The sequence below is a fragment of the Micromonospora sp. WMMC415 genome (genome assembly GCF_009707425.1).
In the GTDB taxonomy this organism is placed as follows: Bacteria; Actinomycetota; Actinomycetes; order Mycobacteriales; family Micromonosporaceae; genus Micromonospora.
The window spans coordinates 393101-417792 of record NZ_CP046104.1 but is presented as its reverse complement, the minus strand read 5'-3'; the positions used below and the strand labels follow the sequence as shown (position 1 = coordinate 417792).

Annotated in this window: 24 protein-coding genes; 15 read left to right on the top strand and 9 right to left on the bottom strand. The window is 73.8% G+C overall.

Going from position 1 to position 24692, the window contains the following annotated elements:
• Positions 1 to 71 precede the first annotated feature (71 nt).
• The 3 genes from GKC29_RS02015 to GKC29_RS02005 all read left to right on the top strand — a co-directional run bounded on the left by GKC29_RS02015 (position 72) and on the right by GKC29_RS02005 (position 2215).
• The gene (locus GKC29_RS02015; protein ID WP_155329199.1) at positions 72 to 938 is read left to right on the top strand and encodes a L,D-transpeptidase family protein; all 867 of its coding nucleotides are present in this window, start codon (positions 72 to 74) and stop codon (positions 936 to 938) included.
• 556 nt (positions 939 to 1494) lie between these two features.
• On the top strand, positions 1495 to 1875 hold the full coding sequence (locus GKC29_RS02010; protein ID WP_155329198.1) for a hypothetical protein: 381 nt from the start codon (positions 1495 to 1497) through the stop codon (positions 1873 to 1875).
• Between the two features lie 94 nt (positions 1876 to 1969).
• Positions 1970 to 2215: a hypothetical protein gene (locus tag GKC29_RS02005; RefSeq protein WP_155329197.1), complete on the top strand. Its 246-nt coding sequence runs from the start codon at positions 1970 to 1972 to the stop codon at positions 2213 to 2215.
• Between the two features lie 28 nt (positions 2216 to 2243).
• On the opposite strand, the gene GKC29_RS02000 is transcribed toward GKC29_RS02005, so the two are convergent.
• Entirely contained in the window at positions 2244 to 4718 is a 2475-nt protein-coding gene (locus GKC29_RS02000; RefSeq protein ID WP_155329196.1) for a helicase-associated domain-containing protein, read from the bottom strand.
• Between the two features lie 84 nt (positions 4719 to 4802).
• Between GKC29_RS02000 and GKC29_RS01995 the strand changes: the two genes are divergently transcribed.
• Together GKC29_RS01995 and GKC29_RS01990 are read left to right on the top strand one after the other, a co-directional pair.
• A complete protein-coding gene (locus tag GKC29_RS01995; RefSeq protein WP_155329195.1) occupies positions 4803 to 5429 on the top strand; it encodes an HAD family hydrolase in 627 nt (208 codons plus the stop codon).
• A 28-nt stretch (positions 5430 to 5457) separates the two neighbouring features.
• Positions 5458 to 5844: a cold-shock protein gene (locus tag GKC29_RS01990; RefSeq protein ID WP_155329194.1), complete on the top strand. Its 387-nt coding sequence runs from the start codon at positions 5458 to 5460 to the stop codon at positions 5842 to 5844.
• Here GKC29_RS01990 and GKC29_RS01985 read toward each other — a convergent pair.
• Positions 5805 to 6677, bottom strand: coding sequence for a 1,4-dihydroxy-6-naphthoate synthase (locus tag GKC29_RS01985; RefSeq protein WP_155329193.1), 873 nt, complete (start codon positions 6675 to 6677; stop codon positions 5805 to 5807). The two genes, GKC29_RS01990 and GKC29_RS01985, sit on opposite strands and share 40 nt — an antisense overlap.
• Before the next feature lie 903 nt (positions 6678 to 7580).
• Here GKC29_RS01985 and GKC29_RS01980 point away from each other — a divergent pair.
• On the top strand, positions 7581 to 8399 hold the full coding sequence (locus GKC29_RS01980; RefSeq protein ID WP_155329192.1) for a GNAT family N-acetyltransferase: 819 nt from the start codon (positions 7581 to 7583) through the stop codon (positions 8397 to 8399).
• Here GKC29_RS01980 and GKC29_RS01975 read toward each other — a convergent pair.
• Both GKC29_RS01975 and GKC29_RS01970 read right to left on the bottom strand, forming a co-directional pair.
• Positions 8393 to 9112 carry a futalosine hydrolase gene (locus tag GKC29_RS01975; RefSeq protein WP_155329191.1) on the bottom strand — a complete coding sequence of 240 codons (720 nt, stop codon included), beginning with the start codon at positions 9110 to 9112 and terminating at the stop codon, positions 8393 to 8395. The two genes, GKC29_RS01980 and GKC29_RS01975, sit on opposite strands and share 7 nt — an antisense overlap.
• Positions 9109 to 10725: an MFS transporter gene (locus tag GKC29_RS01970; protein ID WP_155329190.1), complete on the bottom strand. Its 1617-nt coding sequence runs from the start codon at positions 10723 to 10725 to the stop codon at positions 9109 to 9111. The genes GKC29_RS01975 and GKC29_RS01970 overlap by 4 nt, the downstream gene beginning before the upstream one ends.
• Before the next feature lie 86 nt (positions 10726 to 10811).
• Between GKC29_RS01970 and GKC29_RS01965 the strand changes: the two genes are divergently transcribed.
• A complete protein-coding gene (locus tag GKC29_RS01965; protein WP_155329189.1) occupies positions 10812 to 11651 on the top strand; it encodes a DUF3027 domain-containing protein in 840 nt (279 codons plus the stop codon).
• A gap of 19 nt (positions 11652 to 11670) precedes the next feature.
• On the opposite strand, the gene GKC29_RS01960 is transcribed toward GKC29_RS01965, so the two are convergent.
• The gene (locus tag GKC29_RS01960; protein WP_155329188.1) at positions 11671 to 11916 is read right to left on the bottom strand and encodes a DUF2530 domain-containing protein; all 246 of its coding nucleotides are present in this window, start codon (positions 11914 to 11916) and stop codon (positions 11671 to 11673) included.
• Positions 11917 to 12004: 88 nt separating this feature from the next.
• Between GKC29_RS01960 and GKC29_RS01955 the strand changes: the two genes are divergently transcribed.
• The 5 genes from GKC29_RS01955 (at position 12005) to thpR (ending at position 16597) form a co-directional block, all read left to right on the top strand.
• Positions 12005 to 13477 (top strand): NCS2 family permease, encoded by a 1473-nt coding sequence (locus GKC29_RS01955; RefSeq protein ID WP_155333937.1) that lies wholly within the window; start codon positions 12005 to 12007, stop codon positions 13475 to 13477.
• A 119-nt stretch (positions 13478 to 13596) separates the two neighbouring features.
• Positions 13597 to 14046 carry a MarR family winged helix-turn-helix transcriptional regulator gene (locus GKC29_RS01950; RefSeq protein ID WP_196255786.1) on the top strand — a complete coding sequence of 150 codons (450 nt, stop codon included), beginning with the start codon at positions 13597 to 13599 and terminating at the stop codon, positions 14044 to 14046.
• A 68-nt stretch (positions 14047 to 14114) separates the two neighbouring features.
• Positions 14115 to 15395: an MFS transporter gene (locus GKC29_RS01945; RefSeq protein WP_155329187.1), complete on the top strand. Its 1281-nt coding sequence runs from the start codon at positions 14115 to 14117 to the stop codon at positions 15393 to 15395.
• Positions 15396 to 15498: 103 nt separating this feature from the next.
• On the top strand, positions 15499 to 16008 hold the full coding sequence (locus GKC29_RS01940) for a hypothetical protein (protein WP_155329186.1): 510 nt from the start codon (positions 15499 to 15501) through the stop codon (positions 16006 to 16008).
• Positions 16009 to 16018: 10 nt separating this feature from the next.
• The gene (gene thpR / locus GKC29_RS01935; RefSeq protein ID WP_155329185.1) at positions 16019 to 16597 is read left to right on the top strand and encodes an RNA 2',3'-cyclic phosphodiesterase; all 579 of its coding nucleotides are present in this window, start codon (positions 16019 to 16021) and stop codon (positions 16595 to 16597) included.
• Between the two features lie 37 nt (positions 16598 to 16634).
• Here the strand turns inward: thpR and GKC29_RS01930 are convergent, their stop codons facing one another.
• From GKC29_RS01930 to GKC29_RS01915, 4 genes are all read right to left on the bottom strand, one after another.
• On the bottom strand, positions 16635 to 17621 hold the full coding sequence (locus GKC29_RS01930) for an aldo/keto reductase (protein ID WP_155329184.1): 987 nt from the start codon (positions 17619 to 17621) through the stop codon (positions 16635 to 16637).
• A gap of 111 nt (positions 17622 to 17732) precedes the next feature.
• Positions 17733 to 18809 carry a septation protein SepH gene (gene sepH / locus GKC29_RS01925; protein WP_155329183.1) on the bottom strand — a complete coding sequence of 359 codons (1077 nt, stop codon included), beginning with the start codon at positions 18807 to 18809 and terminating at the stop codon, positions 17733 to 17735.
• A 184-nt stretch (positions 18810 to 18993) separates the two neighbouring features.
• Positions 18994 to 20121 (bottom strand): phosphoserine transaminase, encoded by a 1128-nt coding sequence (gene serC, locus GKC29_RS01920; RefSeq protein ID WP_155329182.1) that lies wholly within the window; start codon positions 20119 to 20121, stop codon positions 18994 to 18996.
• Between the two features lie 307 nt (positions 20122 to 20428).
• Positions 20429 to 21535, bottom strand: a complete 1107-nt coding sequence (locus GKC29_RS01915) for a citrate synthase 2 (RefSeq protein WP_155329181.1) — start codon at positions 21533 to 21535, stop codon at positions 20429 to 20431.
• A gap of 287 nt (positions 21536 to 21822) precedes the next feature.
• Here GKC29_RS01915 and pdxH point away from each other — a divergent pair, with 287 nt between their 5' ends.
• The 3 genes from pdxH to GKC29_RS01900 are packed head-to-tail and all read left to right on the top strand — an operon-like array spanning position 21823 to position 24692.
• Positions 21823 to 22449, top strand: coding sequence for a pyridoxamine 5'-phosphate oxidase (gene pdxH, locus GKC29_RS01910; protein WP_230689137.1), 627 nt, complete (start codon positions 21823 to 21825; stop codon positions 22447 to 22449).
• Entirely contained in the window at positions 22446 to 23741 is a 1296-nt protein-coding gene (locus GKC29_RS01905) for an MFS transporter (protein ID WP_155329179.1), read from the top strand. Before pdxH ends, GKC29_RS01905 begins: the two co-directional genes overlap by 4 nt.
• An 18-nt stretch (positions 23742 to 23759) precedes the next feature.
• Positions 23760 to 24692, top strand: coding sequence for an aldose 1-epimerase family protein (locus GKC29_RS01900; protein ID WP_155329178.1), 933 nt, complete (start codon positions 23760 to 23762; stop codon positions 24690 to 24692).

Below are 24692 nucleotides of genomic sequence, written 5' to 3'. Positions count from 1 at the left end.
GTGCACCGGGTGCAACCGTTGCGCCCATGCCGTACGTCTGTAGGGCAGACGACCGTCCCAGGGGAGGCGCCATGATCAGGACCCGGCTCGCCACCCGGCTCCTCGCCGTGGCGGTTGTCACGCTGGTCGGCGCCGGTGCGTGCGCGTTCGATCCGCAGGCCGAGGGCGGTGGGGGCGGAGGGCCCGTGCCGGTCGGAGCGGCGGAGCAGTCAACGGGGGCGAGCGGCACGCCCGGGCCGGACCGGCCCGCACCGGCGACGTCGTCGCCGACGACCACCCGGTCGAGCCCGACCGCCGAGCCGAAACCCAGCCGCACCGCACCCCGGCCGAGCGGTTCGCCGTCACCCGCCGGCTGCCCGCAGGGCGAGCACCAGCGCCAGGTCGAGACGTACCTCACCCGGCTGGGCGGCTTCGGCACGGTGACCGTGGACGGCCGCCAGTCCGCCGCCGACTGCGCCGCCATCAAACGGTTCCAGCGCAGGTACGACATCCGCCCCGCCCACGGCCGGGCCGGCCCCACCACGTACGACGTGGCGAAGCGGCTCGCCACCACCGACACCGACGTGTGCGGCGACCGCCCCGGGCTCACCTTCTGCGTCGACCTGACCCGGCAGACCACGTGGGTGAAGCGCGACGGCCGAGTGATCGTCAAGCCGACGGTGACCCGCACCGGCATGGCCGGCTTCCGCACCCCGGCCGGCACGTTCACCATCGACCGCCGCAACGTGAAGGAGTGGTCCAACCCGTACGAGGTGTGGCTGCCGTACTGGCAGCACTTCACCCGCGGCATGGGCTTCCACGAGACCACGACCTACCTGCACGACGGGTCGATCGGCTCGCACGGATGCGTCAACCTGCTGCACTCCGACGCCGTCCGCTACTGGGAGCTGGGCCGGGTCGGCAGCCGCGTGGTGCTGGTCGGCAGCCGTTCCGGGTGACACGCGAGGACGGATCGGGGATCGCCGAGCCAGGTCGGGCTGGCCCGTCCCCTACTGGCGGCTTGTCGTGTTGATGTAGTTGATTCCGTTCTTGTAGAAGCCGTCAACGGCGCGCGCTCAACTACGGCCTCGCCTGGTTGAGCAAGCGGGTGGGCGGGCGGCTGGACCCGGTGCAGCACGTCCTGGTGATGGACGCCGACACGGAACTGCACCACAAGTTCATCGAACGGGCCCGCAACGTCATCACCGCGGATCCCAAGATCGGCGGCGTCAGCGCCGTCTGTCTGGGCCGCACCGGGCTGTGGCGCAACCCCTGGCACCATGTCGGGAGCCGGGTCGTTCTACCGGGGCGTGGCGCTGCAATCGGTCATCGACAAGCGCGGCGCGGTGTTCTGGGAGGACCACCGCAACCTCGTCGAGGACTACGAGACGACGCTGACGCTCAAGGAATGCGGCTGGAAGGTGACCGCGAACCAGCTGTGCATCGCCTACACCGATCTCATGCCCACGCTTCGTGAGCTGCTGCAGCAAACGTCAGCGCTGGGTTCGCGGCACTGTGGATGCCCTGCGCGCCCGTGGCTGGACCAAGTTCACCTGGCACTCGATCGCGACGATGATCCTCGGGTTGCTGGGCGTCGTGTACCTCATCGGCTGGGGGGCCACCCAACTGGCCGCCGCCGTCGCGAACGGCTTCGCGCAACAGCCCATCTTCTGGTTGCTGTTCGCGTTCTGGGTCATCTACCCCGCGGTGATGGTACGCAACCTCGGCTGGAAGGCGATGCTGGTCGAGGCCCTGATCATTCCCGAACTGGTCTACACGATCGTACGCATGTACTGGCTCCTGTCGTCCCTCCTCAAGTCCTATTTCACGCCCGTGTCGGCATACCTGCTCTCGCGTCAGCGATACCGCAGGGACCGCCGGATCGCCGGCGACTGATCGCACACCCCGTGCGGCCGGGGACATAACCCCTGTCGCTTCCGCTCCGGCGGTGTCACGCTGGACGGCAGGGTGGGACACGCGGGGAGGCGCAATGACGGTTGAGCGGGATGCGATCCGTGAACAGCGGGCCGAGCCGACCGAGTCACCCACCGCCGTCACCACCGCCACCGTGGTCGCGTACGCGGCCGCCGGGGTGCTTCTCTTCGGCTGGTTTCTCTTCGGCTGGCTGGTGCAGCGCCAGGGCTTCGTCGCCTCGGTCGGTGAGACCGCCGGCACGGCGTTCGGCCTGCTCCTGCTGATCGCGGTCGTCGGCACGGTCCGCCGCGGCCGGCGCTGACCCGACGCCGCCCCGCGCCCGGCCGCGGTCAGTCCTCCAAGACCGCCGCCGTGATCCGGTGCAGGGCGAACGTGTGCAGCATCTCCGTCCGCTCGTCCTCGGCCCGCAGGTAGCCCGCCCCGATCGACACGGGCCGCACCAGCCGCGACGCGGTCGCCCCGTGCGCGTCGACGTACCCCACCCAGACCAGCGCCTTGTCCCGTACCGCCTGCTGCAGGACCGCCAGCGCGTCGCTGTGGCTGTGCACCGGCACCGGGCCGGTGGGGACCTGACCGCGCACCACCGCCGGTGCCCGCCGGGCCGCCCGGGCGGCGGCGTCGCCACGCCGGATCTGCTCGACCACGCCGAGCAGGCGGGGCATCGGCAACTTCGGGGCGGTGAGCGGGTCGACGGTCCGCGCGGCGACCGACACGCGCGCCGGAGCCCGGCGAGCCTTGGGCCGGGTGAGCACCGCCGCCCCGGTGGCGTCCTCCGGCACCGGCGCGTACCCCGCCTCACGCAACATCGTGAGCATCCGGCCCACCTGGTACGGGGTGGCCAGCACGGTCGGCGCGAGCCGGCGCAGCGCCAACGCCTCCAGCCGCCGGTCCGCCACCACCTCGGTGAGCAGCGCCTCGTCGTCGCTGCGCACGTACGCCCCCGCCGAGCCCACCCGCAGGCCGCCGTGCCGGCGGGCGATGTCGTCCACCAGGTACGTGAGCCCCTGCGGCACCGGGGTGCGGGAGCGCCGCCGGAACAGCCCGTGCAGGTCGTCGGCGGAGTAACCGGCGTCCAGCGCCCGGCGCACGCTCGCCGGGGTGACCCGGTGCACGCTGGCGCCGCCGGCCGACTCGTGCTCGGCCACCACGTCGAGTTCCGCCGCGAGCGTCGGGTCGGGCGGACCGGGCACCACGACAGTCAGGTCGGCCTGGACGAGGAAGTGGTCGACGGGGGCGGGCAGCAGCGCGTCCAGGGCGCGGACCGCTGTGGACGGCTCGCCCTCGGCGTCGGCCCGCAGCCCCAGCGGGTCGTCCGCGCCCCGCTCGTCGCCCGACGTCACGTCGGCGAGCAGCAGCCGCCCGTACGAGGTGAGCGCCCCCAGCCCGGTCACGCCCAGCGCGGCCGCCTCGGCCAGCACCTCCCGGTGCGCCGCCTCCCGTCCCCGGCTGCGCCGCGGCGCCCGCCAGTCGAGCAGGGCCAACACCTCCTCCGGGGTGGGCGCGGTGGCCGGCTCCAGATCCGCGAGGACCTGGAGCACCGCCCGCCGGACGGTTGGCGCCCCGGCCCGCTCCGCCTCCGGGGAGAGCACCGTGATCGGCCGGTCCCGGTCGTCGCGTTGACCGACCAGCCCCGGCTGCCGGGTCATCGTCAGCCACGCCCGGGCCAGCTGCTCCCACCGCTGGGCCAACGACCCGGCCCGCCACACCTCGAACCCGGCGCTCGGCACCACCTGCTGGTCGGCGCCGTGCCGGGTGGTCACCGCCCCGGGCAGCTCCAGCTCGCCGGTCAGCCCCGCCGCGTACGACGCCTCCAGCAGCAGGGCGGCCGTCGACTCGTCCAGCCCGACGGCACGAGCCAACCGGCGCAGGTCGCGGACACCGAGGCCACCGGAGCGCAGGACCGGGGCGGGCTCGGCGGCGAGCTGTTCGAGCAGCGACTCCGTCTGGCGTACCACCTCCATGGTCTGCCCGGCCCCGGCCGAGTCGACGGCCTTGGGCTCGCGGGGCGCGGCCGACACCGGCGGCGGGCTGGTGCGCAGCGGGCCGAGCGGGCCGGTGTCCCGGCGCAGCAGCAGCCCGATCTCCCGGGGCAGCTCCACCGTGCCGGGCCCGCCGCTCCGGCCGGTCGTGACGGGCACCAGCAGCCGGTGGTCGACCAGCCAGCGCACCGGTGAGCCGGTCGGCGCCCCGCCGTTCGTCAGGTCGGGCGGCAGGTCGTCCTCCGCGCCGACCGGTGGGGCCTGCAGGGCGCCCGGCGGCACGCTCCCGACCGGCGGTCCGGCGGCCAGCCGGTCCAGGATCGCCCGCGCCGAGGGCGGTGCCGCCAGCAGCGTGCGCCGCAGCTTCGCCGGGTCCGCGCAGAGCGCCGCCGTCCGCAGGTCCAGCTCCGCGGCCGGCCGGCCCAGCCCCGCCGGGTACGGGGAGATCTCGTCGACGCCACCGACCAGGTGGAGCCGGTCGTCGGGGCCGTACAGCAGCAGGAGGGACCGGAGCCGCTCCACCGCCGCCCGTACGGTGGCCGGGGCGGGCGGCTGCGCCCCGGCGGTCGCCATGGCGAGTACGGCGTCGACGCTGGTGGTGCCGTCCGACGGCTCCCGGGTGAGGCGGGCGGCGTCCAGGATCTGGAGCGTGAACTGGTCCAGGCCGTCCAGGGCGCGGGCCACCGACACCCGGGACTGGGCGCGGATGGCGAGCGCGGCGATGTCGGCCGGCACGGGCACGACGAGGTCGGGCCGCTGCTGGAGCAGGGCCGCGAGTGACTCGTCGGGCAGCGCGCGCAGGTGGTCGGCGAGTGAGGTGCTCATCGTCGTTCCACGCTAGCCCGGCCGGAGGCCCTCCCGCCCGCCGGACGTCCGGCTCGCCCGGCGGGGACGGGTACGGTCTTCGGCATGCCTTCGCCGCCGACGGTCGGTTTCGACCTCGACATGACCCTGGTCGACTCCCGCCCCGGGATCGCCGCCGCGTACCGGGCGCTGACCGCCCGGACCGGCGTGCACGTGGACGCCGACGCGGCCGTGTCCCGGCTCGGGCCGCCGCTGCGGACCGAGATCGCCCGGTGGTTCCCGCCGGAGCAGGTCGAGGACGCGGTCCGCACCTACCGCGAGCTCTACCCGGCGTACGCGATCACACCGACCGTCCCGCTGCCCGGCGCGCGGGCGGCGATCGAGGCGGTCCGCGCCCGCGGGGGTCGGGTGCTCGTCGTCACGTCGAAGCTGGGCCGCCTGGCCCGGCTGCATCTGGACCACCTGGGCCTGCTGGTCGACGAGGTGGCCGGTGACCTGTTCGCCGAGGAGAAGGCGACCGCCCTGCGGGAGCACGGCGCCACCCACTACGTCGGCGACCACGTGGCGGACATGGTGGCCGCCCGGACCGCCGGGGTGCCCGGGATCGCGGTGGCCACCGGTCCCTGCACCGCCGACGAGCTGCGTGCGGCCGGCGCCGATCTGGTACTGGATGATCTCACCGGATTCCCGGCGGCGCTGGACCGCATGATCCGGCTAGCCTTGAGGCAGTAGACGTCTTGAGCGAAGCAGAGGTTCTCAGGTGCCGACGGGCCGAGTGAAGTGGTACGACGCGACCAAGGGATACGGGTTCGTCACCAGTGACGAGGGTGGCGACGTGTTCCTGCCCAAGGCCGCGCTACCGGCGGGTGTCACCGACCTCAAGGGCGGTCAGCGGATCGACTTCAGTGTGGTCGACAGCCGTCGGGGCGCCCAGGCGATGGGGGTCAAGCTGCTGGAGGCCCCGCCCTCGGTGGCGGAGCTGCGCCGCCGGCCGGCCGAGGAGCTGCACGGCCTCGTCGAAGACATGATCAAGGTGCTCGAGGCGAAGGTCCAGCCGGACCTGCGCCGGGGCCGCTTCCCGGACCGGAAGACCGCGCAGAAGATCGCTCAGCTGGTCCACGCGGTCGCCCGCGAGCTGGAGGTCTGAGGCACCAGCCCGGCGTCGGCGGCCCGGCCGAGCAGCGCCTCGACGGCGGCGAACCCGGCCTCACCCAGGTCGGCGGTGAACTCGTTGACGTAGAGGCCGATGTGCCGGTCCACCACGTCGGGCTCCATCTCCTGCGCGTGCGTCAGCACGTACTCCCGGCTGGCCGCCGGGTCCGCCCAGGCCCGGCGGACCGACTCCCGGATCCACTCCGCGGCGGCCGCCGGGTCCACCGTGCCGCGCCGGGCCAGGATCGCGCCGAGCGGGATCGGGAGGCCGGTGTCGGCCTCCCACCACTCACCGAGGTCGACCAGGGCGGTCAGACCGTGTCGCGGATAGGTGAACCGCGCCTCGTGGATCACCAGGCCGGCGTCGTACCGTCCGGCCGCGACCCCCGGCATGATCTCGTGGAACGGCACCACCTCGATCCGGGCCGGCGGCCGGCCGGCCGACCACAGCCGGAACAGCAGGTACGCCGTGGTCCGGTCCCCCGGCACGGCCACCGTGGCGCCGGTCAGGTCCGCGAGGCTGGCGTGGCTGGCGCGGGCGGCTCGGCTGGCGGGGGCGCGGTCGGGTCGGGTCAGCACCAGCGGGCCGCAGCCCCGGCCGAGCGCGCCGCCGCAGGGCAGCAGGTGGTAGTCGTCGAGCAGCCACGGCAGCGCCGCGTAGCTCACCTTGACCAGGTCGAACGCCCCGCGTTCGGCGGCGGTGTTGGTGACGTCCACGTCCGCGTAGGTCACCTCGACCGGCGGTGCCCCCGGCACCTGCCCGTGCACGAGAGCGTGGAAGACGAACGTGTCGTTGGGGCAGGGCGAGATCGCCAGCGAGAGCGCCACGCCCCCACCGTAGCCCCGCCCCCGGCCCGCATCCTGGCCGGTGCTGCCGGTGCTGCCGGTGCTGCCGGTGCTGCCGGTGCTGCCGGTGCCGGTGCTCGGCGGAGAGATTCGTCGCTGCCTGTCCCCGGCTTGCAGCGGATGTAGAGCCGGTCGGCGAGCGGGTCCAGTAGCTCGCCAGGTGGCGTCGAGCCGCCGGGTAGCGAGACGCGGTCTGGCGTCCTTTGGAGCTGATGTCGTGGATGCATCAGGGGTCACACTCGCGTCCGTCGGCGGCGGCCGCGGCCACCTGGGCGGCGGCGACGTGGCGGGTCGCCAGAGCCGGGACGGGGGGCGGCTTCGCCTCGGGGCGGGGTGGCGTCACCGGAGCCAGTGCGGGGGACGGCTCCGCCCCGGAGGGCTTCGGCTTGGGGTGCGATCGCGTTCGCCGGTGCCGGTGCCGGTGCCGGTGCCGGGGCCGAGGCCGAGGCCGAGGGTGGGGGTGGGGCCGAGGGTGGAGCCGGGGCCGGGGCCGGGGCCGGGGCCGGGCCGGGGGTGGGGCCGGGGCGGGGGGCTTCGGCTCGGAGGTGCGGTCGGGTCGCCGGACAAGCAGGCGGCAGAATCGCCGGCTTCCGCAGGTCGGACCACGCCAGCCTGGACCGGGCGGCGCGATGACGTGAACGAATCAGCTCCAAAGGACGCCAGACCGCGTATCGCTGGCAGGTCGGCCCGGTTTTCCACAGGTTTTCCACAAGCAGCGGGTGCCTGTTGAAACAGCTGGGGATACGTGGGGAGCATGAGGTCGTGGACGGATCGACGGGGAACGAGCTGCCAGGTGGCGGCGGGCCAGGCGGTGGCGGGCCAGATGGTGGCGGGCCAGATGGTGGCGGGCCAGATGGTGGCGGGCCAGGCGGTGGGTCGACGGATGTGGTGAAACTCGGTGCCCTGCTCCGAGCGCTTCGTCGCGCGGCAGATCTGAGCCAGCGGGAGCTGGCGGAGAAGTCCGGCGTGCCGCAGGCGACCCTGGCGCGCATCGAGGCGGAGCGTACGACGAATCCACGGTTCCGGACGGTGGAGCGGTTGGTGCGGGCGGCCGGCGGCGTGGTGGTCGCAGGGCTGCCGGGCTCCGCGGCGCATGTGGTGCCTCCACCGCCGGTGCCGCACGACGAGTGGACGGACGAGGCGGGGCGTCGCTACCCGGCGCACCTTGACGCCTGGGAGGTCCGCGAGCCGAGAGACTGGCCGGGTGCCTGGTGGGCGGAGTGGTACCGGCTGCCGCCGGAGCGGTACCCGCTCAAGGTTCCGGCGTTCGCGTACGAGGTGAACCGCCAATACCGGGACCAACGTCGGCGGGCCGAGGAGATCCGCCGGACCTTCCGGGTGCGGCGCGTGACCGGTGCCGGGCTGCCGGAGACCTCGTGGCGGTTCGTCGCCGAACTGCCGGACGGCGAGCTGATCGGTGAACTACGCGCCCACGAGCGCAGCCCGCACCTCCGTAACGGTGACGAGCCGCGTGGCGAGCGGGAAGTCGTGCTGGATGGGGTGCTGGTAGCCGCCTGGTACCGGCGCCTGGGCGTGGGCCGGCGCCTGGTCGAGCGCCTCGTGGAGGAGATGGACCGGGCGGGAGTCAGGACGTCGTGGGCGCTCGCCGACGTTGCCGAGTCCCGTCTGCTGTTCGCCTGTGGGTACCGGGCCGAGAGGCGAGCGTGGACGTTGCGGTTGGATCGCCCGCCCGTTGCCTACTGAGCGGCCAGGGCCAGGAGGGCCGGGGCGGCCTCGGTGAGGGCGGCGAGCGCCTCGCGCAGGCGCCAGGCGTCGCGGTCGCGCGGGCCGACCGGGTTGGAGACCGTACGCAGCTCCACGAAGGGCAGGTCGGTGTGCGCGGCGGCGACGGCAACCCCGTACCCCTCCATGGCCTCGGCCACGGCGTCGGGATGCCGGCGGCGTAGCGCGTCGGTGCTGGCGGCGGTGCCGGTGACCGTGCTGACGGTCAGCACCGGGCCCACGGCGGCGGCCGGGAGGGCGGTCCGGAGGGCGGCCACCAGCGCCGGGTCGGCGGTGACGGTGGTGCCGCCGCCGAGCAGCTCCGCCGGCATGCCGAGCTGGTCGACCGGGATGAAACCCGCCGGGGAATCGGCGCCCAGGTCGGCGGCGATCGCGCTGGTGCCGACGACCGCACCGCCGACCGCGACCTTGCCGGGGAAGCCGCCCGCGACGCCGGCGCTGACGACCGCCGCGTACGGCTGCCCGGCGGCCTCCGCCAGTGCCAGCAGCCGGGCCGTGGCGGCAGCCGCGACCGCCGGACCGACACCGACCGACGCCACGGTCGGAACCTGATCCGGGGCACCCGCGGTGCCCGGGCCCGACCCGGCGGGCGGGGTGGAGAGAACCGCGGCGAGGCCGGCCCGGACCGCGTCGGCCTCCGCGGGCACCGCGGTGACCACCAGCAGACGCGTCACGTGAGCGGCCCCCGGGGCTCCCGGCGGGTCTCCTCGTCGGTGCCGCCCGGGCCGGCGACCGCCGACGACGGGCGGTAGATGTGGTAGCCCGGTGGGGCCAGACCGTCGTCGTCCACCGGCCCGCTCCGGGTGGGAGCGGGGGAGGTGGGGGTGGCGTCCTCGACGGTGCGGCCCAGGTGCCCGGGCTCGTCGGGGGCCGACTCGTCCTCGGTGAGCTCGTCGTCGGCGAGCGGCCGGCCGGCCAGCTTCTCGGCGCGCAGCCGGCCCGCGACCACGACGCCGCGCGCGGTGGCGAGCGCCGCCACGCCCGCGGCGACCGCGATGCCGAGCCGACCGTCGAACGGGACGAGCCCCAGGCCGCCGCCGGCCACGAACGCGAGCATCAGGACGGTCTCCGAGTGGGCGAACGAACTGGCCCGCAGCCGCTCCGGGATGCGTTCCTGGATCGACGCGTCGACCGCGAGTTTCGCGATGCCGCTCATCAGGGCGGCGACCAGGCAGAGCAGCGCGACCATCGGGAGCGAGAACTTCAGCGCGGCGAGGACGGCCACGCCGGCGACCACGACCATCCCGCTGGACTGGAGTGCCGTCGGCCGGTGGATGCGCAGCCGGGTGCCGATCGCGGTGGCGAGGAAGCTGCCGACCGCCAGGGCGCCGCCGACCAGGCCCAGGGCCGCCTCGTCGCTGAGGGTCCGGCCGAAGAAGGTGGTGGTGAGGTCACCGGCCTTGATCGCGAAGGCGAGGAAGAGCAGGAGGAAGCCGTAGACGGCGCGCAAGGTGGCGGCGCCGACGAGGGTGGCGATCACGAGCCGGCCGTGCGGACGGCCCCGGCCCAACGGCCGATCCCCGGTACGCCGCCCCAGCGCCCGCAGCGGGCGCGGCACCCGCTCCGGCGGCTCCGAATCCGCCTTCGGTGGCAGGCGCAGCGAGATGACCATGCCGACCAGGAAGATCACCGAGGCGACCCGTAGCGGCCACTGCGGCCCGAACCAGAAGGCGGCCAGGCCGATCGGGGCGACCAGGGCCCCGGCGACCGTGCCGTAGACGCTGGCCCGGGCCCCGGCCTGGGACAGCCCGATGCCCTCCGGGAGCAGCCGCGGCACGGCGGCCGAGCGGGCCACCCCGTACGCGCGGGAGAGTGCCAGGACGCCGAAGGCCGCCGGATAGAGGCCGAAGCCGTGGATGTAGTCGGAGATCAGCCAGGCCAGGAAGGCCCGCCCGAGCATGGTGGCGGCCAGCGCGTACCGGCGACCGTGCCGGAAGTGGTCGAGCAGCGGGCCGACCACCGGCGCCAGCATGGCGAACGGCACCATCGTCACCAGCAGGTAGAGCGCGACCTTGCTGCGTGCCTCGCCGAGCGGGACGTTGAAGAAGATCGTCCCGGCGAGGCCGATCGCGATGAGCGTGTCCCCGGCGCAGGAGATCGCGTGCAGGTCGAACAGGCGGACCATGCCGACCTCGCCGCCGGCACCCCGCGCCCGGGCGCGCCCCGCCGAGCGGGTCACCCAGCGGCTGCTGCTGACCGAGCCGCGGAACAGCAGACGGACGGCCTTGATGCCCGTGCCGACGGTCCGCCCGAGGACGGAACGCTCGGACCGGGAGAACAACGGCATGAGCACCATCCTCGCCCATCCGCCCGGCGTACGCGCCACCACCGCCGCAGATGGTTCCGGGGAGTGCCTGTCAGGCAGCCGTCCGCATGGGGAACAATGGTGGGGTGACCAGGCCCGCCTCCGCTCGTGCCGCCCGCCTCGACCAGGTCTGCGCCGCCGCCGTCGAGTTGGCGCGCGACGCCATCACCGAGGTCGACCCATCGGACGTCGGCGACCACATCCAGGCCGTCGCGGACGGCGACCGCCTCGTCACGCACTACTTCGAGTGCCGGTTGGCCGGCTACCGCGGCTGGCGCTGGGCGGTCACCGTCACCCGGGTGCCCCGGAGCCGGACCGTGACCATCTGCGAGACCGTGCTGCTGCCCGGCCCGGACGCGCTGCTCGCTCCCGGCTGGCTGCCCTGGCAGGAGCGCCTGAAGCCGGGCGACCTCGGCCCCGGGGACCTGCTGCCCACCCCGCCGGAGGACGAGCGCCTCCAGCCCGGTTACCTGCTCTCCGACGACCCGGCGGTCGAGGAGACCGCGTGGGAGCTGGGCCTCGGCCGGGCGCGGGTGCTGTCCCGGGAGGGGCGCGGTGAGGCCGCCCAGCGGTGGTACGACAGCGACCACGGGCCCGCCGCGCCGATCTCCACCGCGGCCCCCGCCGCCGCCCGCTGCGGCACCTGCGGCTTCTACCTGCCGCTGGCCGGCGCCATGCGGCAGGCCTTCGGCGCCTGCGGCAACTTCTACGCGCCGGACGACGGCCGGGTGGTCAGCTCCGACCACGGCTGCGGCGCCCACTCGGAGATCCTCGTCGAGACCCCGGAGACGCCGGTCGAGGAGATGCCGACCGTCTACGACGACAGCGCGGTCGAGGCCGTCTCGGTCAGCCGGGCGCACGGGTCGGTGGAGGCCGCCGAGCCGGCCGAGCCGTACGGGCACCCGTAAGGTGACCCGCCGCTGCTGATCAGCGGCCGGCGCGGCGGCGGCGACGGTTCGCGTCGTGCCGCATCATCACGGCGAGACCGGGGAACCCCCACAGAAAACCGGCCAGGCAGGTCCACAGCCAGTTCTCGTGCCCGTTATCGATCAGCCGGTCGCGGAAGAGCAGCAGCACGACCCCGGCGACCGCCCAGGCGGCCATCCCGGCGAGGGCGAACGGCACCATCGGCGGGTCGAGCGGCTCGGGCCGCGGTGGCTGCTCCTTCGGCACGCGGCAAGCGTACGGGATGAACTTTCCCGCCCGGCCGGTGATCTGGGACGATGCGGCGCGACAACGGAAGATCACCTGCGAGGACCCGATGGCAGTAGCCCCGCCCGACAACGGCACACCGTCCGCAGAGCCGCGGAACGGTTTCGACCGCTACTTCGAGATCTCCGCCCGTGGCTCGACGATGAGCCGCGAGGTCCGCGGTGGCCTGGCCACCTTCTTCACGATGGCGTACATCGTGGTGCTCAACCCGCTCATCCTCGGCTCCGCCGTCGACGGTGACGGCCAGAAGCTGCCGATCCCCGCCCTCGCCGCGGCGACCGCCCTGATCGCCGGCCTGATGACGATCCTGATGGGCGTGGTCGGCCGGTTCCCGCTGGCGCTCGCCGCCGGCCTCGGCGTCAACGCGCTGGTCGCGTACGAGATCGCACCGGAGATGACCTGGGCGGACGCGATGGGCTTGGTGGTGATCGAGGGTCTGATCATCGCGGTGCTGGTGCTCACCGGTCTGCGTACGGCGGTGTTCCGCTCGGTGCCCACGCAGATGAAGACCGCGATCGGCGTCGGCATCGGCCTCTTCCTGACCATCATCGGCCTGGTCGACGCGGGCTTCGTGCGGCGGATCCCGGACGAGGCGAACACCACCGTCCCGGTCGGCCTGGGCATCGGCGGCAAGCTGGTCAGCTGGCCGATGCTGGTGTTCGTGGTGGGTCTGCTGGTGACCCTGGTGCTGGTGGTGCGCCGGGTCAAGGGCGCGATCCTCATCGGCATCCTCGCCTCGACCGCGCTGGCGATGATCGTCGAGGCGCTGGGGAACATCGGCCCGTCCTTCGTCGACGGTGTGTCGAACCCCAAGGGCTGGTCGCTGAACGTGCCGGAGCTGCCGAGCACGATCGTCGACGTGCCGGACCTGTCGCTGCTCGGCAACTTCAACGTGCTCGACTCGTGGAGCCGCGCCGGCTGGCTGGTCGTGCTGATGTTCGTCTTCACCCTGCTGATCACCGACTTCTTCGACACGATGGGCACGATGGTCGCGGTCGGCCAGGAGGGGAGCATGCTCGACGAGCGGGGCACCCCGCCGCGGGCGCGGGAGATCCTGCTGGTCGACTCGATCGCCGCGGCCAGCGGTGGCGCGGCGAGCGTGTCCAGCAACACGTCGTACATCGAGAGCGCCGCCGGTGTCGCGGAGGGTGCCCGGACCGGCGTGGCCAACCTGGTCACCGGCGTGCTGTTCCTGCTGGCGATGTTCCTGGCGCCGCTGGTGGTGGTCGTGCCGTTCGAGGCGGCGTCGACCGCGCTCGTCGTGGTCGGCTTCCTGATGATGACGGCGGTCCGGACGATCGACTGGACGGACTACGAGATCGCGATCCCGGCGTTCCTCACGATCGTGCTGATGCCGTTCACGTACTCGATCTCCAACGGGATCGGCGCCGGCCTGATCACGTACGTGGTGGTGAAGCTCGCGAAGGGCAAGGCGCGGGAGATCCACCCGTTGCTCTACGGCGTCGCCGCTCTGTTCGTGCTGTACTTCCTGCGCGGGCCCATCGAGTCCGTGCTGCAGTGACGTCCCGTTCCGGGCCGGGTGCTCCACATCGGACTCCCGGCCCGGAGCAGGGCAAACCTCCCCGTGAGCCTGGTCATATCGCATGTCGTTAGCCAGGCTCATTAGTTAGGCTAACTATCGTGACGGAGCGGACGGTGACGGCGAAGAGCATGCCACCGGCGCAACTGGCGGTTCAGTTGCGTGATGCGATCACCCGGCTCAACCGACGGGTCCGGCAGGCCCGGCCGGTCGGCGACCTCACGGTCACCCAGCTCTCCGCGCTCACCAGCCTCCGGCTGGCGGGCGCGCTGACGCCCCGGGAACTGGCCGATGTCGAACGGGTCCAGCCGCCGACGATGACCAAGATCGTCGCGAAGCTGGAGGAGCGTGGCCTCGTGCAGCGCACACCCCACCCGACCGACGGCCGGCAGGTGATCCTCGCAGCGACCGAGGGGGGCCGGGCGGTGCTCGACCAGTTCGAGCGTGCCCGGGACGAGTGGCTGGCCCACCGGCTGGCCGAACTGAGCGAGGAGGAACAGGACACGCTGCGCCAGGCGGCGGAGATCCTGCACCAGCTCGCCCGCGCCTGAGGCTTCGAGCCACCCGCGACCGCGCCGTCCGACGGTGATGACGCGTACGCGAGGGAGGCGCACCTAGAGTGCAGTCGAAGCTGAGCACGATGTTCCAGTCCCTGCAGGTCCGTAACTACCGGCTCTTCGCATCCGGGCAACTGATCAAGCTGATCGGCGTCTGGATGATGTTCATCGCCCAGGACTGGCTCGTCCTCGAGCTCTCCGACAACTCGGCCACCGCCCTCGGCGTCGTCACCGCCCTCCAGTTCACCCCCGTCCTGCTGCTCACGCTGATCTCCGGACGGCTCGCCGACCGGTACGACAAGCGCATGCTGCTCTTCGTCGCCAACGCGTTCTGGACGGTGCTGGCGCTGGCCATGAGCCTGCTGGTCATCACGGGGCTGGTGGAGCTCTGGCACGTCTTCGCCTTCGCCGCCCTGCTCGGCGTCGCCAACGCCGTGGAGACCCCGGTCCGGCAGGCCTTCGTGTCGGAGCTGGTCGGTACCCCGCTGCTGCCGAACGCCCTCTCCCTCAACGCGGCGACGTTCAACGCCGCGCGGATCGTCGGCCCGGCCCTCGCCGGCCTCGCCATCGCCGCCTTCGACGTCGGGCCGGTCTTCCTGGTCACCGCCCTCAGCTCGATCGCCCCGCTGGTGAACGTGGTCCGGATGCGACCGGCCGAGCTGCACCGCGAGGCGCTGCCGCCCCGCGAGGAGCGGGCGTCGGCCAAGGTCGTCGACGGGTTGCGCTACGTCTGGGGCCGACCCGACCTGCTCCTGCCGATGGTGATGATCCTGGTGATCGCCACCTCGATGTTCAACTTCCAGCTCACCCTCGCCGCGCTGGCCAAGACCGTCTTCAACACCGGCGCCGCGTCGTTCGGCCTGTTCAGCAGCGCCCTCGCCGTGGGAGCGCTGATCGGGGCGCTGGCCGGCACCGGGCGGCGCAGCCGGCCGTCCGTGTGGCTGGTGCTGGGTGCCGCCATCGCCTGCTCCTCCTTCGGCACGCTGGTCGGGCTGGCGTCCACGTACTGGCTGGTGGTGGCGCTGCTCCTGCCGACCGGGTTCTTCATGGTCTTCTTCGCGCAGGCGTGCAACCAGCGCATCCAGCTCGGCACCGACGCCGCCTTCCGGGGCCGGGTCATGGCGCTCTGGGTGCTGGTGTTCCTCGGCACCAACCCGGTCGGCGCGCCGGTCATCGGCTGGCTCGCCGAGACGTACGGCGCCGGCGCGAGCATCTGGATCGGCGGCCTCGTCTCACTCGTCACCGCTCTGCTGTCGCTCGCCTGGCAGCTGCGCCGCTCCGGGGCCCGGCTGCGGTTCCGGATCCTCCCGATGCCCCGCTTCTACGTCACCGAGCGGCTGTAAGGGCCCCCTGTTAACGCCTCCGGTAGTGGAAGGGTCCCTTCTTAACGCCGCGGATGCGGCCAATCCGGTGGCGGGGCGGCACCGGGCGGCTTAGCGTCGGTTCGTGGAGCTGGGACGCGCACTGTTGCTGACCCTGATGGTCGGCGCGGTGGTGTGCCTGCCCGTGGTGATCGCGCTGTTATTCTGCGCCGACGAGCTGGTCGACCGGCTGGCATGCGGCCTCGCGGAATGGCGGGAGCGGCGGCGGGAAAGGCGCACCATCGCCCGGCTGGATCGGGCGGTCGAGGCCGACGCGCTCACCCGCGACCTGGACCTGAGCGGGTTCGACCGGCCGGACCGGCGCCCGCTGGAGCAGCTCGCCGCCGACCTCCGGCGCCTCGGCGGCCAGCGGATCGGCGCGAGCGGACGGTCCGCGGTCTGGCACGGCGCGGTGCTCCAGGCGTACGACGAGCGGCTGCGGCGGGCCTGCGCGGCCCTCGGCGTCGTCGAACACCTCGACGAGCTGACCGGGGTCGACCGGGAAATCGAACGGGTACGGGTCGAAGGCGTCCTGCACCGGGCCGGGCTGATCCTCCCCGCCGCCCGGGCCGAGCACCACCAGCGCCACCGCTGAGAGGCCGGGCTTGAGGCTCTTCGCCGCCGTCTACCCGCCGCCCGCCGCCGTGGAGCACCTCAGCGCACAGGTCACCCGCCTGCGCGTCGGTGCGGCGGCCGCCGGCGGGATAAACGTCCGCCTCGCCGATCCCGCCCACAAGCACGTCACGCTCGCCTTCCTCGGTGAGGTGGAGGCGGACCGGCTGACCGCGGTGGAGAGCGCGCTCGGGCTGGCCGCCGAGTGGTCCCGGGACGGGCGGGAGGTCCCGCCCCGACTCCGGCTCGGCGGCGGCGGGACGTTCGGGCGGGGCCGCTTCACGGTGCTCTGGGTGGACCTGCTCGGCGACGTCGAGGCGCTGACCGTGCTGTCCCGGCTCATCCGGTCCCGCCTGCGCAACAACCGCCTGCCGTACGACGAGAAGCCGTTCCGCCCGCACCTGACGATCGCCCGCCCCGGCGACCGGGTGCCCGAAGCCGACGTGGCGGCCGACGTCGAGACCCTGCACGCGTACGAGGGCCCGGAGTGGCCGGCCAGCGAACTGGTGCTGATGCGCAGCCACCCGGGCCCCCGCCCGACCTACGACCGCGTCGCCGCCTGGCCGCTCTGACCGGGGCGGTCCGTCCGCGTCACCCGTCCGTCCCGCGTCACCAGGCCCAGGCCTCCGGGCCGGGGCCGCCGTTGCCGACCGGCGGGAACAGCTCGTCGAGCCGGGTCAGCGTGGCGTCGTCGAGTGCCACGTCGAGGGCGCCGAGAGACCGGTCGAGCTGCTCGACGGTGCGCGGCCCGATGATCGGGGCGGTCACCCCGGGCCGGGTGAGCAGCCAGCCGAGGGCCACATCCGCCGGGTCGTGCCCCAGGTCGGCGCAGAGCTTCTCGTACGCCTCGATGGTCGGCCGGTGCTCGGCGAGCGCGTCGGCGGCGCGGCCGGTGGTGCCGCGGGCCGCCCCGCCCTCGGCCATCTTGCGTAGCACGCCCGCGAGGAGCCCGCCGTGCAGCGGCGACCACGGGATGATGCCGAGGCCGTGGTGCTGCGCGGCCGGGACGACCTCCAACTCGACGTGCCGGGTGAGCAGGTTGTAGATGCACTGCTCCGCGACGAGACCGAGGAAGTTGCGGCGGCCGGCCGCCTCCTGCGCCACCGAGATGTGCCATCCGGCGAAGTTGGACGACCCGACGTAGACCACCTTGCCCTGGGCGACCAGGGTCTCCATCGCCTGCCAGATCTCCTCCCACGGGGTGGACCGGGAGATGTGGTGCATCTGGTAGAGGTCGATGGTGTCGGTCTGCAGCCGGCGCAGCGAGTCCTCACAGGCCCGGATGATGTGCCGGGCGGAGAGACCCTGCTCGTTGGGCCAGTCGCCCATCTTGCCGTACACCTTGGTGGCGAGCACGACCTTGTCCCGCCGGCCGCCGCCCTGCGCCAGCCAGCGGCCGATGATGTGCTCGGTGACCCCCTCGCCGAGCTTCCAGCCGTACACGTTGGCGGTGTCGAAGAAGTTGATCCCGTGCTCCAGGGCGCGGTCCATGATGGCGAAACTGTCCGGCTCGCCTGTCTGCGGGCCGAAGTTCATCGTGCCGAGGCAGAGACGGCTGACCGACAGGCCGGTGCGACCCAGGTTCGTGTACTCCATGGGCCAACCCTGCCACGGCCGCCGCCGGTCCGCCGCCCGCCGCCGGAGCTGAACCGGGAGGCAGCGCCTGCCGGCGACGTCCCTGGCCGACCAGGGACGTCGCCGCCGGTCCTAGGAGGACTCGCGGGCCGCCGGGCCGCTGCCGAAGAGCACGTCGTCCCAGCTCGGGAGCCGCTTGCGCGGCTTTCCGGTGTCGGTCGACTCGCCACCGGCGACCGCCGACGCGCCCGTCCGGCGCGGCCGCAGCACGGCCAGCGACGGGACGGCCGGGACCTCCTTCGGCGCGTCCGAGTCGTCGTCGAAGGCGGAACCGGGACCGCCGCCGAGCAGGGCCGCCGCCCCACCGCCGACCGGGCGCTGCCGCGGCGCGTCCGACCCGGCCAGGGCGGCCGGGGTACGCGGTTCGAGACCGCGGCCGGTCCCGCCCAGCGGCCGGTCGAGGGAGGCGAGCAGGGCGTCGCGGCCGGCGCGGATCGGGTCGCGGCCCGGGCGCGCGTGCTCGGCCGGTGCCGGCAGGCCGTGCCCGCCCCGGCCGGGCTCGCCGCGGGACGGGCCGGGCAGCGCGTGGCCGCCACGCTCGGGCGCCGGCTCCTGGCCGAGGATCGGCGTGGGACGCTCGGCGCACAGGTACTGTGCCATGTCGTCGTGCGGCGTGACGGACTGCCGGGTCTTGTCCAGATCCCAGACGGCCTGCGCGGTGGCCTTGCCGGACGGCCAGGTGGCCACGATCCGCCAGGTGCCGTCGTCGCGACGCCACGCGTCCCACGAGATCTTCTCGGTGTCGATCCCGTGCTGGGCCAGGCGACCGTTGACCACCTCGGCGAGCGGCGTGGGCTTCTCCGCGCCCTTGAGACGCGTGCGGCGGGCGTGCTGCGCGAGCATCGCCCGCTCCTGGAGCACCGGACCGGCGTAGCGCAGCACCCGGTCGACCGGGACGCCGGCGATGCGGGCCACGTCCTCAGCGGACTCACCCGAGCGGATCCGCGCCTGGATGTCGCGCGGCGACAGGGAGGGCGTCGGCTCGGCGGCGGGAGCCGGGGCGACCGCGAGCGGGGGGGCGCCGGGCTCGGCGTGCAACGCGGTGGCGACGCGCTCGTCGAGGGGCAGGGCGAGCAGACGCCCCACCTCGTCGGCGAGCACCAGGGCCTGGCCGTCCTCGGAGAGGGCGACGAAGCGTACTGGGCGCATAGCGTTGCCTCCGTCCCGCTTCGCTGGCCGCACGCCACAGGTCGGCCACCCGGGCGTCTCGCACCACCGTACGCTCATCTGCCCAGAGGTGGGGGATGCGACACCCGCATGTCGTGACTGAGCTGCGGTGATGATCACGGTGGGTGGCCGGGGCGGCCTCGCTGGCCACCCACCGTGACGATCGTCAGAGCCGCTCGACGACGTAGTCGATCGACGCGGTCAGCGCCTCGACGTCGGCCGGCTCGACGGCCGGGAAGAGTGCGATCCGCAGCTGGTTGCGGCCCAGCTTCCGGTAGGGCTCGGTGTCCACGATGCCGTTGGCGCGCAGCGCCTTCGCGATCGCGGTGGCGTCCACCTCGTCCGCGAAGTCGACCGTCGCGACCACGGTGGACCGCAGCGCCGGATCGGTGACGAACGGGGTGGCCACCGCCGAGCGCTCCGCCCAGCCGTACACGATGCTGGCGCTCTCCGCCGTGCGCTTGGCCGCCCACGCCAGGCCGCCCTGCGAGTTCATCCAGTCGGTCTGCTCCGCGGCCAGGAAGATCGTGGCCAGCGCGGGGGTGTTGTACGTCTGCTCCAGCCGCGAGTTGTCGATCGCGGTGACCAGGTCGAGGAAGGCCGGGATGTAGCGGCCGGACGCCTTGATCTCGGCGGCCCGGTTCAGCGCGGCCGGCGACATCAGGGCGAGCCAGAGGCCGCCGTCGGAGCCGAAGCACTTCTGCGGGGCGAAGTAGTAGACGTCGGTCTCGCCGACGTTGACCTCCAGGCCGCCGGCGCCGGAGGTGGCGTCCACCAGGAGCAGCGAACCCTGGTCCGCGCCCGGCACCCGGCTGATCGGCACGGCGACGCCGGTCGAGGTCTCGTTGTGCGGGGTGGCGTAGACGTCGACCCCGGCCTCGGCCACCAGCGTCGGTGCCGTGCCCGCCTCCGACTTGCGGATCGTCGGCTCGCCGAGGAACGGCGCGTCCTTGACGGCCTTGGCGAACTTGGCGCCGAACTCCCCGAAGCTCGCGAACTGGGCCCGGTCCCGGATCAGGCCGAACGTGGCGACCTCCCAGAACGCGGTGGTGCCGCCGTTGCCGAGGACGACCTCGTAGCCGTCCGGCAGGGAGAAGAACTCGGCGATGCCCCGGCGCAGCCGCGCGACCTGGTCGCGGACCGTCTTCTGCCGGTGCGAGGTGCCCAGGTAGCTGGTCGCCACGTCGGCGAGGGCGGAGACCGCCGCCGGACGGACCTTGGACGGCCCGCAGCCGAACCGCCCGTCGGCGGGCTTGATGTCGTCGGGAATCCGGATGGTCGGTGCGTCAGCCACGGTTTTGGAGATCCTTCCGCATGGGCGAGGGCGGGCCCGTATCAGGTCGGGCGCGGATCGACGGCAAACGCGTGCGGGAGCGCACGGCTCGGCCGGGATCCGTACCCGGTCCGGCGACACTGCCGGCCCTCATCTTCCCACCTGCTGCCCGCCGGCCGGCCGCCGGTCCCGGCAGCGGCACTGAGTCGTGCGCCACAGCGGGCCCGGGGTACGCCGAAGGCCCCGGCCGGACGGGCGGCCGGGGCCTTCGAAGGCGTTAACAAGGGGCCCCTCCTCTACCGGAGGCGTTAACAGGGGGCCCTTCCTTTCAGACGCCGTGCGGGACCTGGTCCCAGCCGTCGACCTCGTGCGGCTTGCGGGGGGCCGGGCCGACGTAGCGGGCGGAGGGGCGGACGAGCCGCTGGAGCTTCTTCTGCTCCAGGATGTGGGCGCTCCAGCCACCCATCCGGGCGCAGGTGAACATCGAGGTGAACATGTGCGCCGGCACCTCGGCGAAGTCCAGCACGACGGCCGACCAGAACTCGACGTTCGTGGCGAGCACCCGGTCCGGGCGGCGGGCCTGCAGCTCCGCGAGAGCGGCCTTCTCCAGTGCCTCGGCGATCTCGAAGCGGGGGGCACCCAGCTCCTTCGCGGTGCGGCGGAGCACCCGGGCGCGCGGGTCCTCCGCGCGGTAGACCCGGTGGCCGAAGCCCATCAGCCGCTCGCCGCGGTCGAGGACGCCCTTGACGTACCCCTCGGCGTCGCCGCTGCGCTCGACGGCCTCCAGCATGCTGAGCACCCGCGACGGGGCGCCGCCGTGCAGCGGGCCGGAGAGCGCGCCGATGCCGGAGGAGATGCAGGCGGCGGCGTCCGCGCCGGTGGAGGCGACGATCCGGGCGGTGAACGTGGAGGCGTTCAGGCCGTGCTCGGCGGCCGAGATGAAGTACGCGTCGACGGCCTTGACGTGCCGCGGGTCGGGCTCACCCCGCCAGCGCTTCATGAAGCGCTCGACGATGGTGGACGCCTTGTCGATCTCCTTCTGCGGGACCGCCGGCAGCCCGAGGCCGCGGGCGGACTGGGCGACGAAGGAGAGCGCGGTCACCGACACCCGGGCCAGGTCCTCGCGGGCCTGCTCGTCGGAGATGTCGAGAAGCTGGTTGAGCCCCCAGTACGGGGCGAGCATCGCCACCGCGGACTGCACGTCGACGCGGATGTCACCGGAGTGCACCGGCACCGGGAACGGCTCGGCCGGCGGCAGGCCCGGGCCGAAGCGCCCGTCCACCAGCAGCGCCCAGACGTTGCCGAACGAGACCTGGCCGATGAGATCCTCGATGTCGACACCGCGATAGCGCAGCGCGCCGCCCTCACGGTCGGGTTCGGCGATCTCGGTCTCGAAGGCTACGACGCCCTCCAGTCCGGGTTTGAAATCGGCCATGTCGCTCTCTCCTGGATCTGCTCGGTGCGCCCGCCCGGGGCTCCGGCCCCGGCCCAGCCGGGCGAGCGCCTTAGGCGACCCTCAGGGATGTGTTCGTGTCATCTTGCCTGCTGGTTACGGAAGTGCGCGACCCGCGACCGCTGTGCTACACGCGACATCCCCGGCCAGGCGCGGTCCGGCCGGGTCGGTGAGACTGTGCGATGGGGGCTGGCCTGCGCGGCAGGGCGTCCATCGGCCGGACGGGGAGGGGAGACGACGTGACGGGCGACACAGTGCCGCCAGCGGACATGCGTAACGAGTACGCGGCGGACCTGGGCCTGATCGAGGCGGACCTGGCGGCTGACTGGCACACCCAGTTCGACCGCTGGTTCGCCGACGCGGTCGCGGCGGGGCTGCCCGAGCCGAACGCGATGGTGCTGGGCACGGCCGACGCCGACGGCCGGCCGAGCGGCCGGACCGTGCTGCTCAAGGGGTACGACCCGGACGGCTTCGTCCTGTTCACCAACTACGGGTCACGCAAGGGCGCCGAACTGGGCACGAACCCGTACGCCAGCCTCGTCTTCCCCTGGTTCCCCATGCACCGCCAGGTGGTGGTGACGGGCCGGGCGGAGCGGCTGGACCGGGCCGAGACCGAGGCGTACTTCGCCAGCCGGCCGCGCGGCTCGCAGCTCGGTGCGTGGGCCAGCGACCAGTCGCGGGTGCTGCCGGACCGGGCGGCGCTGGACGACGCGTACCGGGCGGCGGCGGAGCGGTTCGCCGACGTCGACCCGATCCCCGCGCCGCCGCACTGGGGCGGGCTGCGGATCCGCCCGGACTGCGTGGAGTTCTGGCAGGGGCGGGCGAGCCGGCTGCACGACCGGCTGCGGTTCCGGCGTACCGGCGCCGGCTGGGTCGTCGAGCGGCTGGCACCGTGACCGGCGTGCAGCAGGCCCGGCCGCGTGGAGCGCGCCGCTGGGCGATCGACCTGCGTCCCCTGGGGGTGCCGGCGTTCCGCCGGATGTGGCTCGGCAACACGCTGGCGATGTTCGGATTCCAGGTCACGGCGGTCGCCGTCCCGGTGGAGATGTACGCGCTGACCGAGGACTCGTTCTGGGTCGGCCTGCTCGGGGTCGCGGGCTTCGTACCCCTGCTGGTGTTCGGGCTCTGGGGCGGCGCGGTGGCCGACGCCCGGGACCGGCGGCGCGTGCTGCTGGGCGGGTCGGCGCTGCTCTGGGCGTCGATGCTCGGCCTGCTGGTGCACGCCGTGTCCGGGGTCGGCAGCCCGGTGCTGCTGCTGGCGCTGGTCACGGTCCACTCGATCGCGTTCGCGATCAGCTCGCCGGCGCGTTCGGCGATCCTGCCCCGGCTGCTGCCGCCGGAGCTGGTGCCGGCCGGCACGACGCTGAACTACACCACCTTCACGGCGGCCTCGGTGGTCGGCCCGCTCGCCGCCGGCCTGATCCTCGCGGTGTTCGGCACGGAACGTGGCCTGCCGGTCGCGTACGCGGTGGACGCTCTTCTCTTCACCGGCCTGGTGGTCGCCACCCTCCGGCTTCCCGCGATGCCCCCCGAACCGCCCGCCGACGGCGAGGCCCGGCGGGGCGGGCTGGCCGGGATCGTCGACGGCTTCCGGTACCTCGCCACCACGCCGGTGCTGCTGCTGTCCTTCGCGATCGACCTGATCGCGATGATCCTGGCCATGCCGCGGGCGCTGTTCCCGGAGGTGGCGCAGGAGCGGTTCGGCGGCGGCGCGGCGGTCGGCTGGCTCTTCAGTGCCATCGCGATCGGCGCGATGCTGGGCGGGCTCACCTCCGGCTGGATCGGCCGGATGCGCCGGCAGGGCCTCGGCCTGGTGGTCGCCGTGGTGGGCTGGGGGCTGGCCATCGCCGCGGCGGGGCTGGCCCGGCAGCTGTGGCTGATGGTCCTGCTGCTCGCGGTGGCCGGTGCGGCCGACCTGGTGAGCGCGGTGCTGCGCCAGTCGATGCTGCTGGTCTACGCGCCCGACCGGATGCGGGGCCGGCTCCAGGGCGTGAACACCGTGGTCGTGGCGGGCGGCCCGCGCCTGGGCGACCTGCGGGCGGGCGCGACGGCGGCCGGCCTCGGCACCGGGGTGGCCTGGGTCGGCGGCGGCCTGCTCTCCGCCGTCCTCGCGCTCGGGCTGGCGCTGGCGTTTCCCGCGCTGGTCCGCTACCGGGCGGCGGCCGGGTCGAGCGGAGAGCGGAGTTGACCGGTTAAGGTCCCCCGCATGGACACCCCCGAGCAGCGTCCCCCCTCCGGCGCGCAGTGGACCATCGCCGCCGCCGGCCACGAGGCCGTCATCGTCGAGGTGGGCGGCGGGGTCCGGACGTACCGGCACGACGGCGTGGACCTCCTCGACGGGTACGCGGCCGACGAGCTCTGCCCCGGCAGCGCCGGGCAGGTGCTCGCGCCGTGGCCGAACCGGATCCGGGACGGGCGGTACACGTTCGGCGACCGGCACCTGCAGCTGTCGATCAGCGAGCCGGAGCGCGACGTGGCCCTCCACGGGCTGGTCAACTGGGCCCCGTGGCGGCTGCTGGAGCGGTCGACCGACGCGGTGACCGTCGGGTACGACCTGCCGCCGACCCCCGGCTACCCCTGGTCCCTGCGGCTGCACAGCCGGTGGAGCGTGGGCCCCGACGGGCTGCGCGCGGAGCACGAGGTCACCAACACCGCGGCGGAGCCGGCGCCGTTCGGCTTCGCGGTCCACCCGTACCTGCGACTGCCCGGCGTGGCGGTCGACGACCTGACGATGCGGCTGCCGGCCCGCAGCCGCCTCCAGGTGGACGCGCGGCGGCTGCTGCCGATCGCCGTCACGCCGGTGAGCGGAACCGAGTGCGACTGGACCGGCGGGCGCCGCATCGGCCGGGCGACGCTGGACCACACGTTCGGTGACGTGATCCGTGACGACGACGGCGGCTCGGCCGTCGACCTGACCGCTCCGGACGGCTCGGCCGGCGTACGCATCTGGGCGGACCGGCAGTTCGGCTGGTGGCAGGTCTTCACCGGCGACTCGCTGACCGGGGAGCGGCACCGGCGGTCGGTGGCGGTCGAGCCGATGACCTGCCCGCCGGACGCGTTCCGCTCCGGTCGGGACCTGATCACACTGAAGCCCGGCGACACCTGGCGGGGTGTCTGGGGCATCCGGCCCGGGGCGTGA

Excerpts from the sequence above, each read along its gene's own strand:
- GKC29_RS01900 (WP_155329178.1), top strand. The coding sequence starts at position 23,760 with ATGGACACCCCCGAGCAGCGTCCCCCCTCCGGCGCGCAGTGGACCATC.
- GKC29_RS01930 (WP_155329184.1), bottom strand. The coding sequence starts at position 17,621 with ATGGAGTACACGAACCTGGGTCGCACCGGCCTGTCGGTCAGCCGTCTC.
- GKC29_RS01970 (WP_155329190.1), bottom strand. The coding sequence starts at position 10,725 with ATGCCGTTGTTCTCCCGGTCCGAGCGTTCCGTCCTCGGGCGGACCGTC.
- GKC29_RS01965 (WP_155329189.1), top strand. The coding sequence starts at position 10,812 with ATGGGGAACAATGGTGGGGTGACCAGGCCCGCCTCCGCTCGTGCCGCC.
- GKC29_RS02005 (WP_155329197.1), top strand. The coding sequence starts at position 1,970 with ATGACGGTTGAGCGGGATGCGATCCGTGAACAGCGGGCCGAGCCGACC.
- sepH (WP_155329183.1), bottom strand. The coding sequence starts at position 18,809 with ATGCGCCCAGTACGCTTCGTCGCCCTCTCCGAGGACGGCCAGGCCCTG.
- GKC29_RS02000 (WP_155329196.1), bottom strand. The coding sequence starts at position 4,718 with ATGAGCACCTCACTCGCCGACCACCTGCGCGCGCTGCCCGACGAGTCA.
- pdxH (WP_230689137.1), top strand. The coding sequence starts at position 21,823 with ATGCGTAACGAGTACGCGGCGGACCTGGGCCTGATCGAGGCGGACCTG.
- GKC29_RS01915 (WP_155329181.1), bottom strand. The coding sequence starts at position 21,535 with ATGGCCGATTTCAAACCCGGACTGGAGGGCGTCGTAGCCTTCGAGACC.
- GKC29_RS01995 (WP_155329195.1), top strand. The coding sequence starts at position 4,803 with ATGCCTTCGCCGCCGACGGTCGGTTTCGACCTCGACATGACCCTGGTC.
- GKC29_RS01955 (WP_155333937.1), top strand. The coding sequence starts at position 12,005 with ATGGCAGTAGCCCCGCCCGACAACGGCACACCGTCCGCAGAGCCGCGG.
- GKC29_RS02015 (WP_155329199.1), top strand. The coding sequence starts at position 72 with ATGATCAGGACCCGGCTCGCCACCCGGCTCCTCGCCGTGGCGGTTGTC.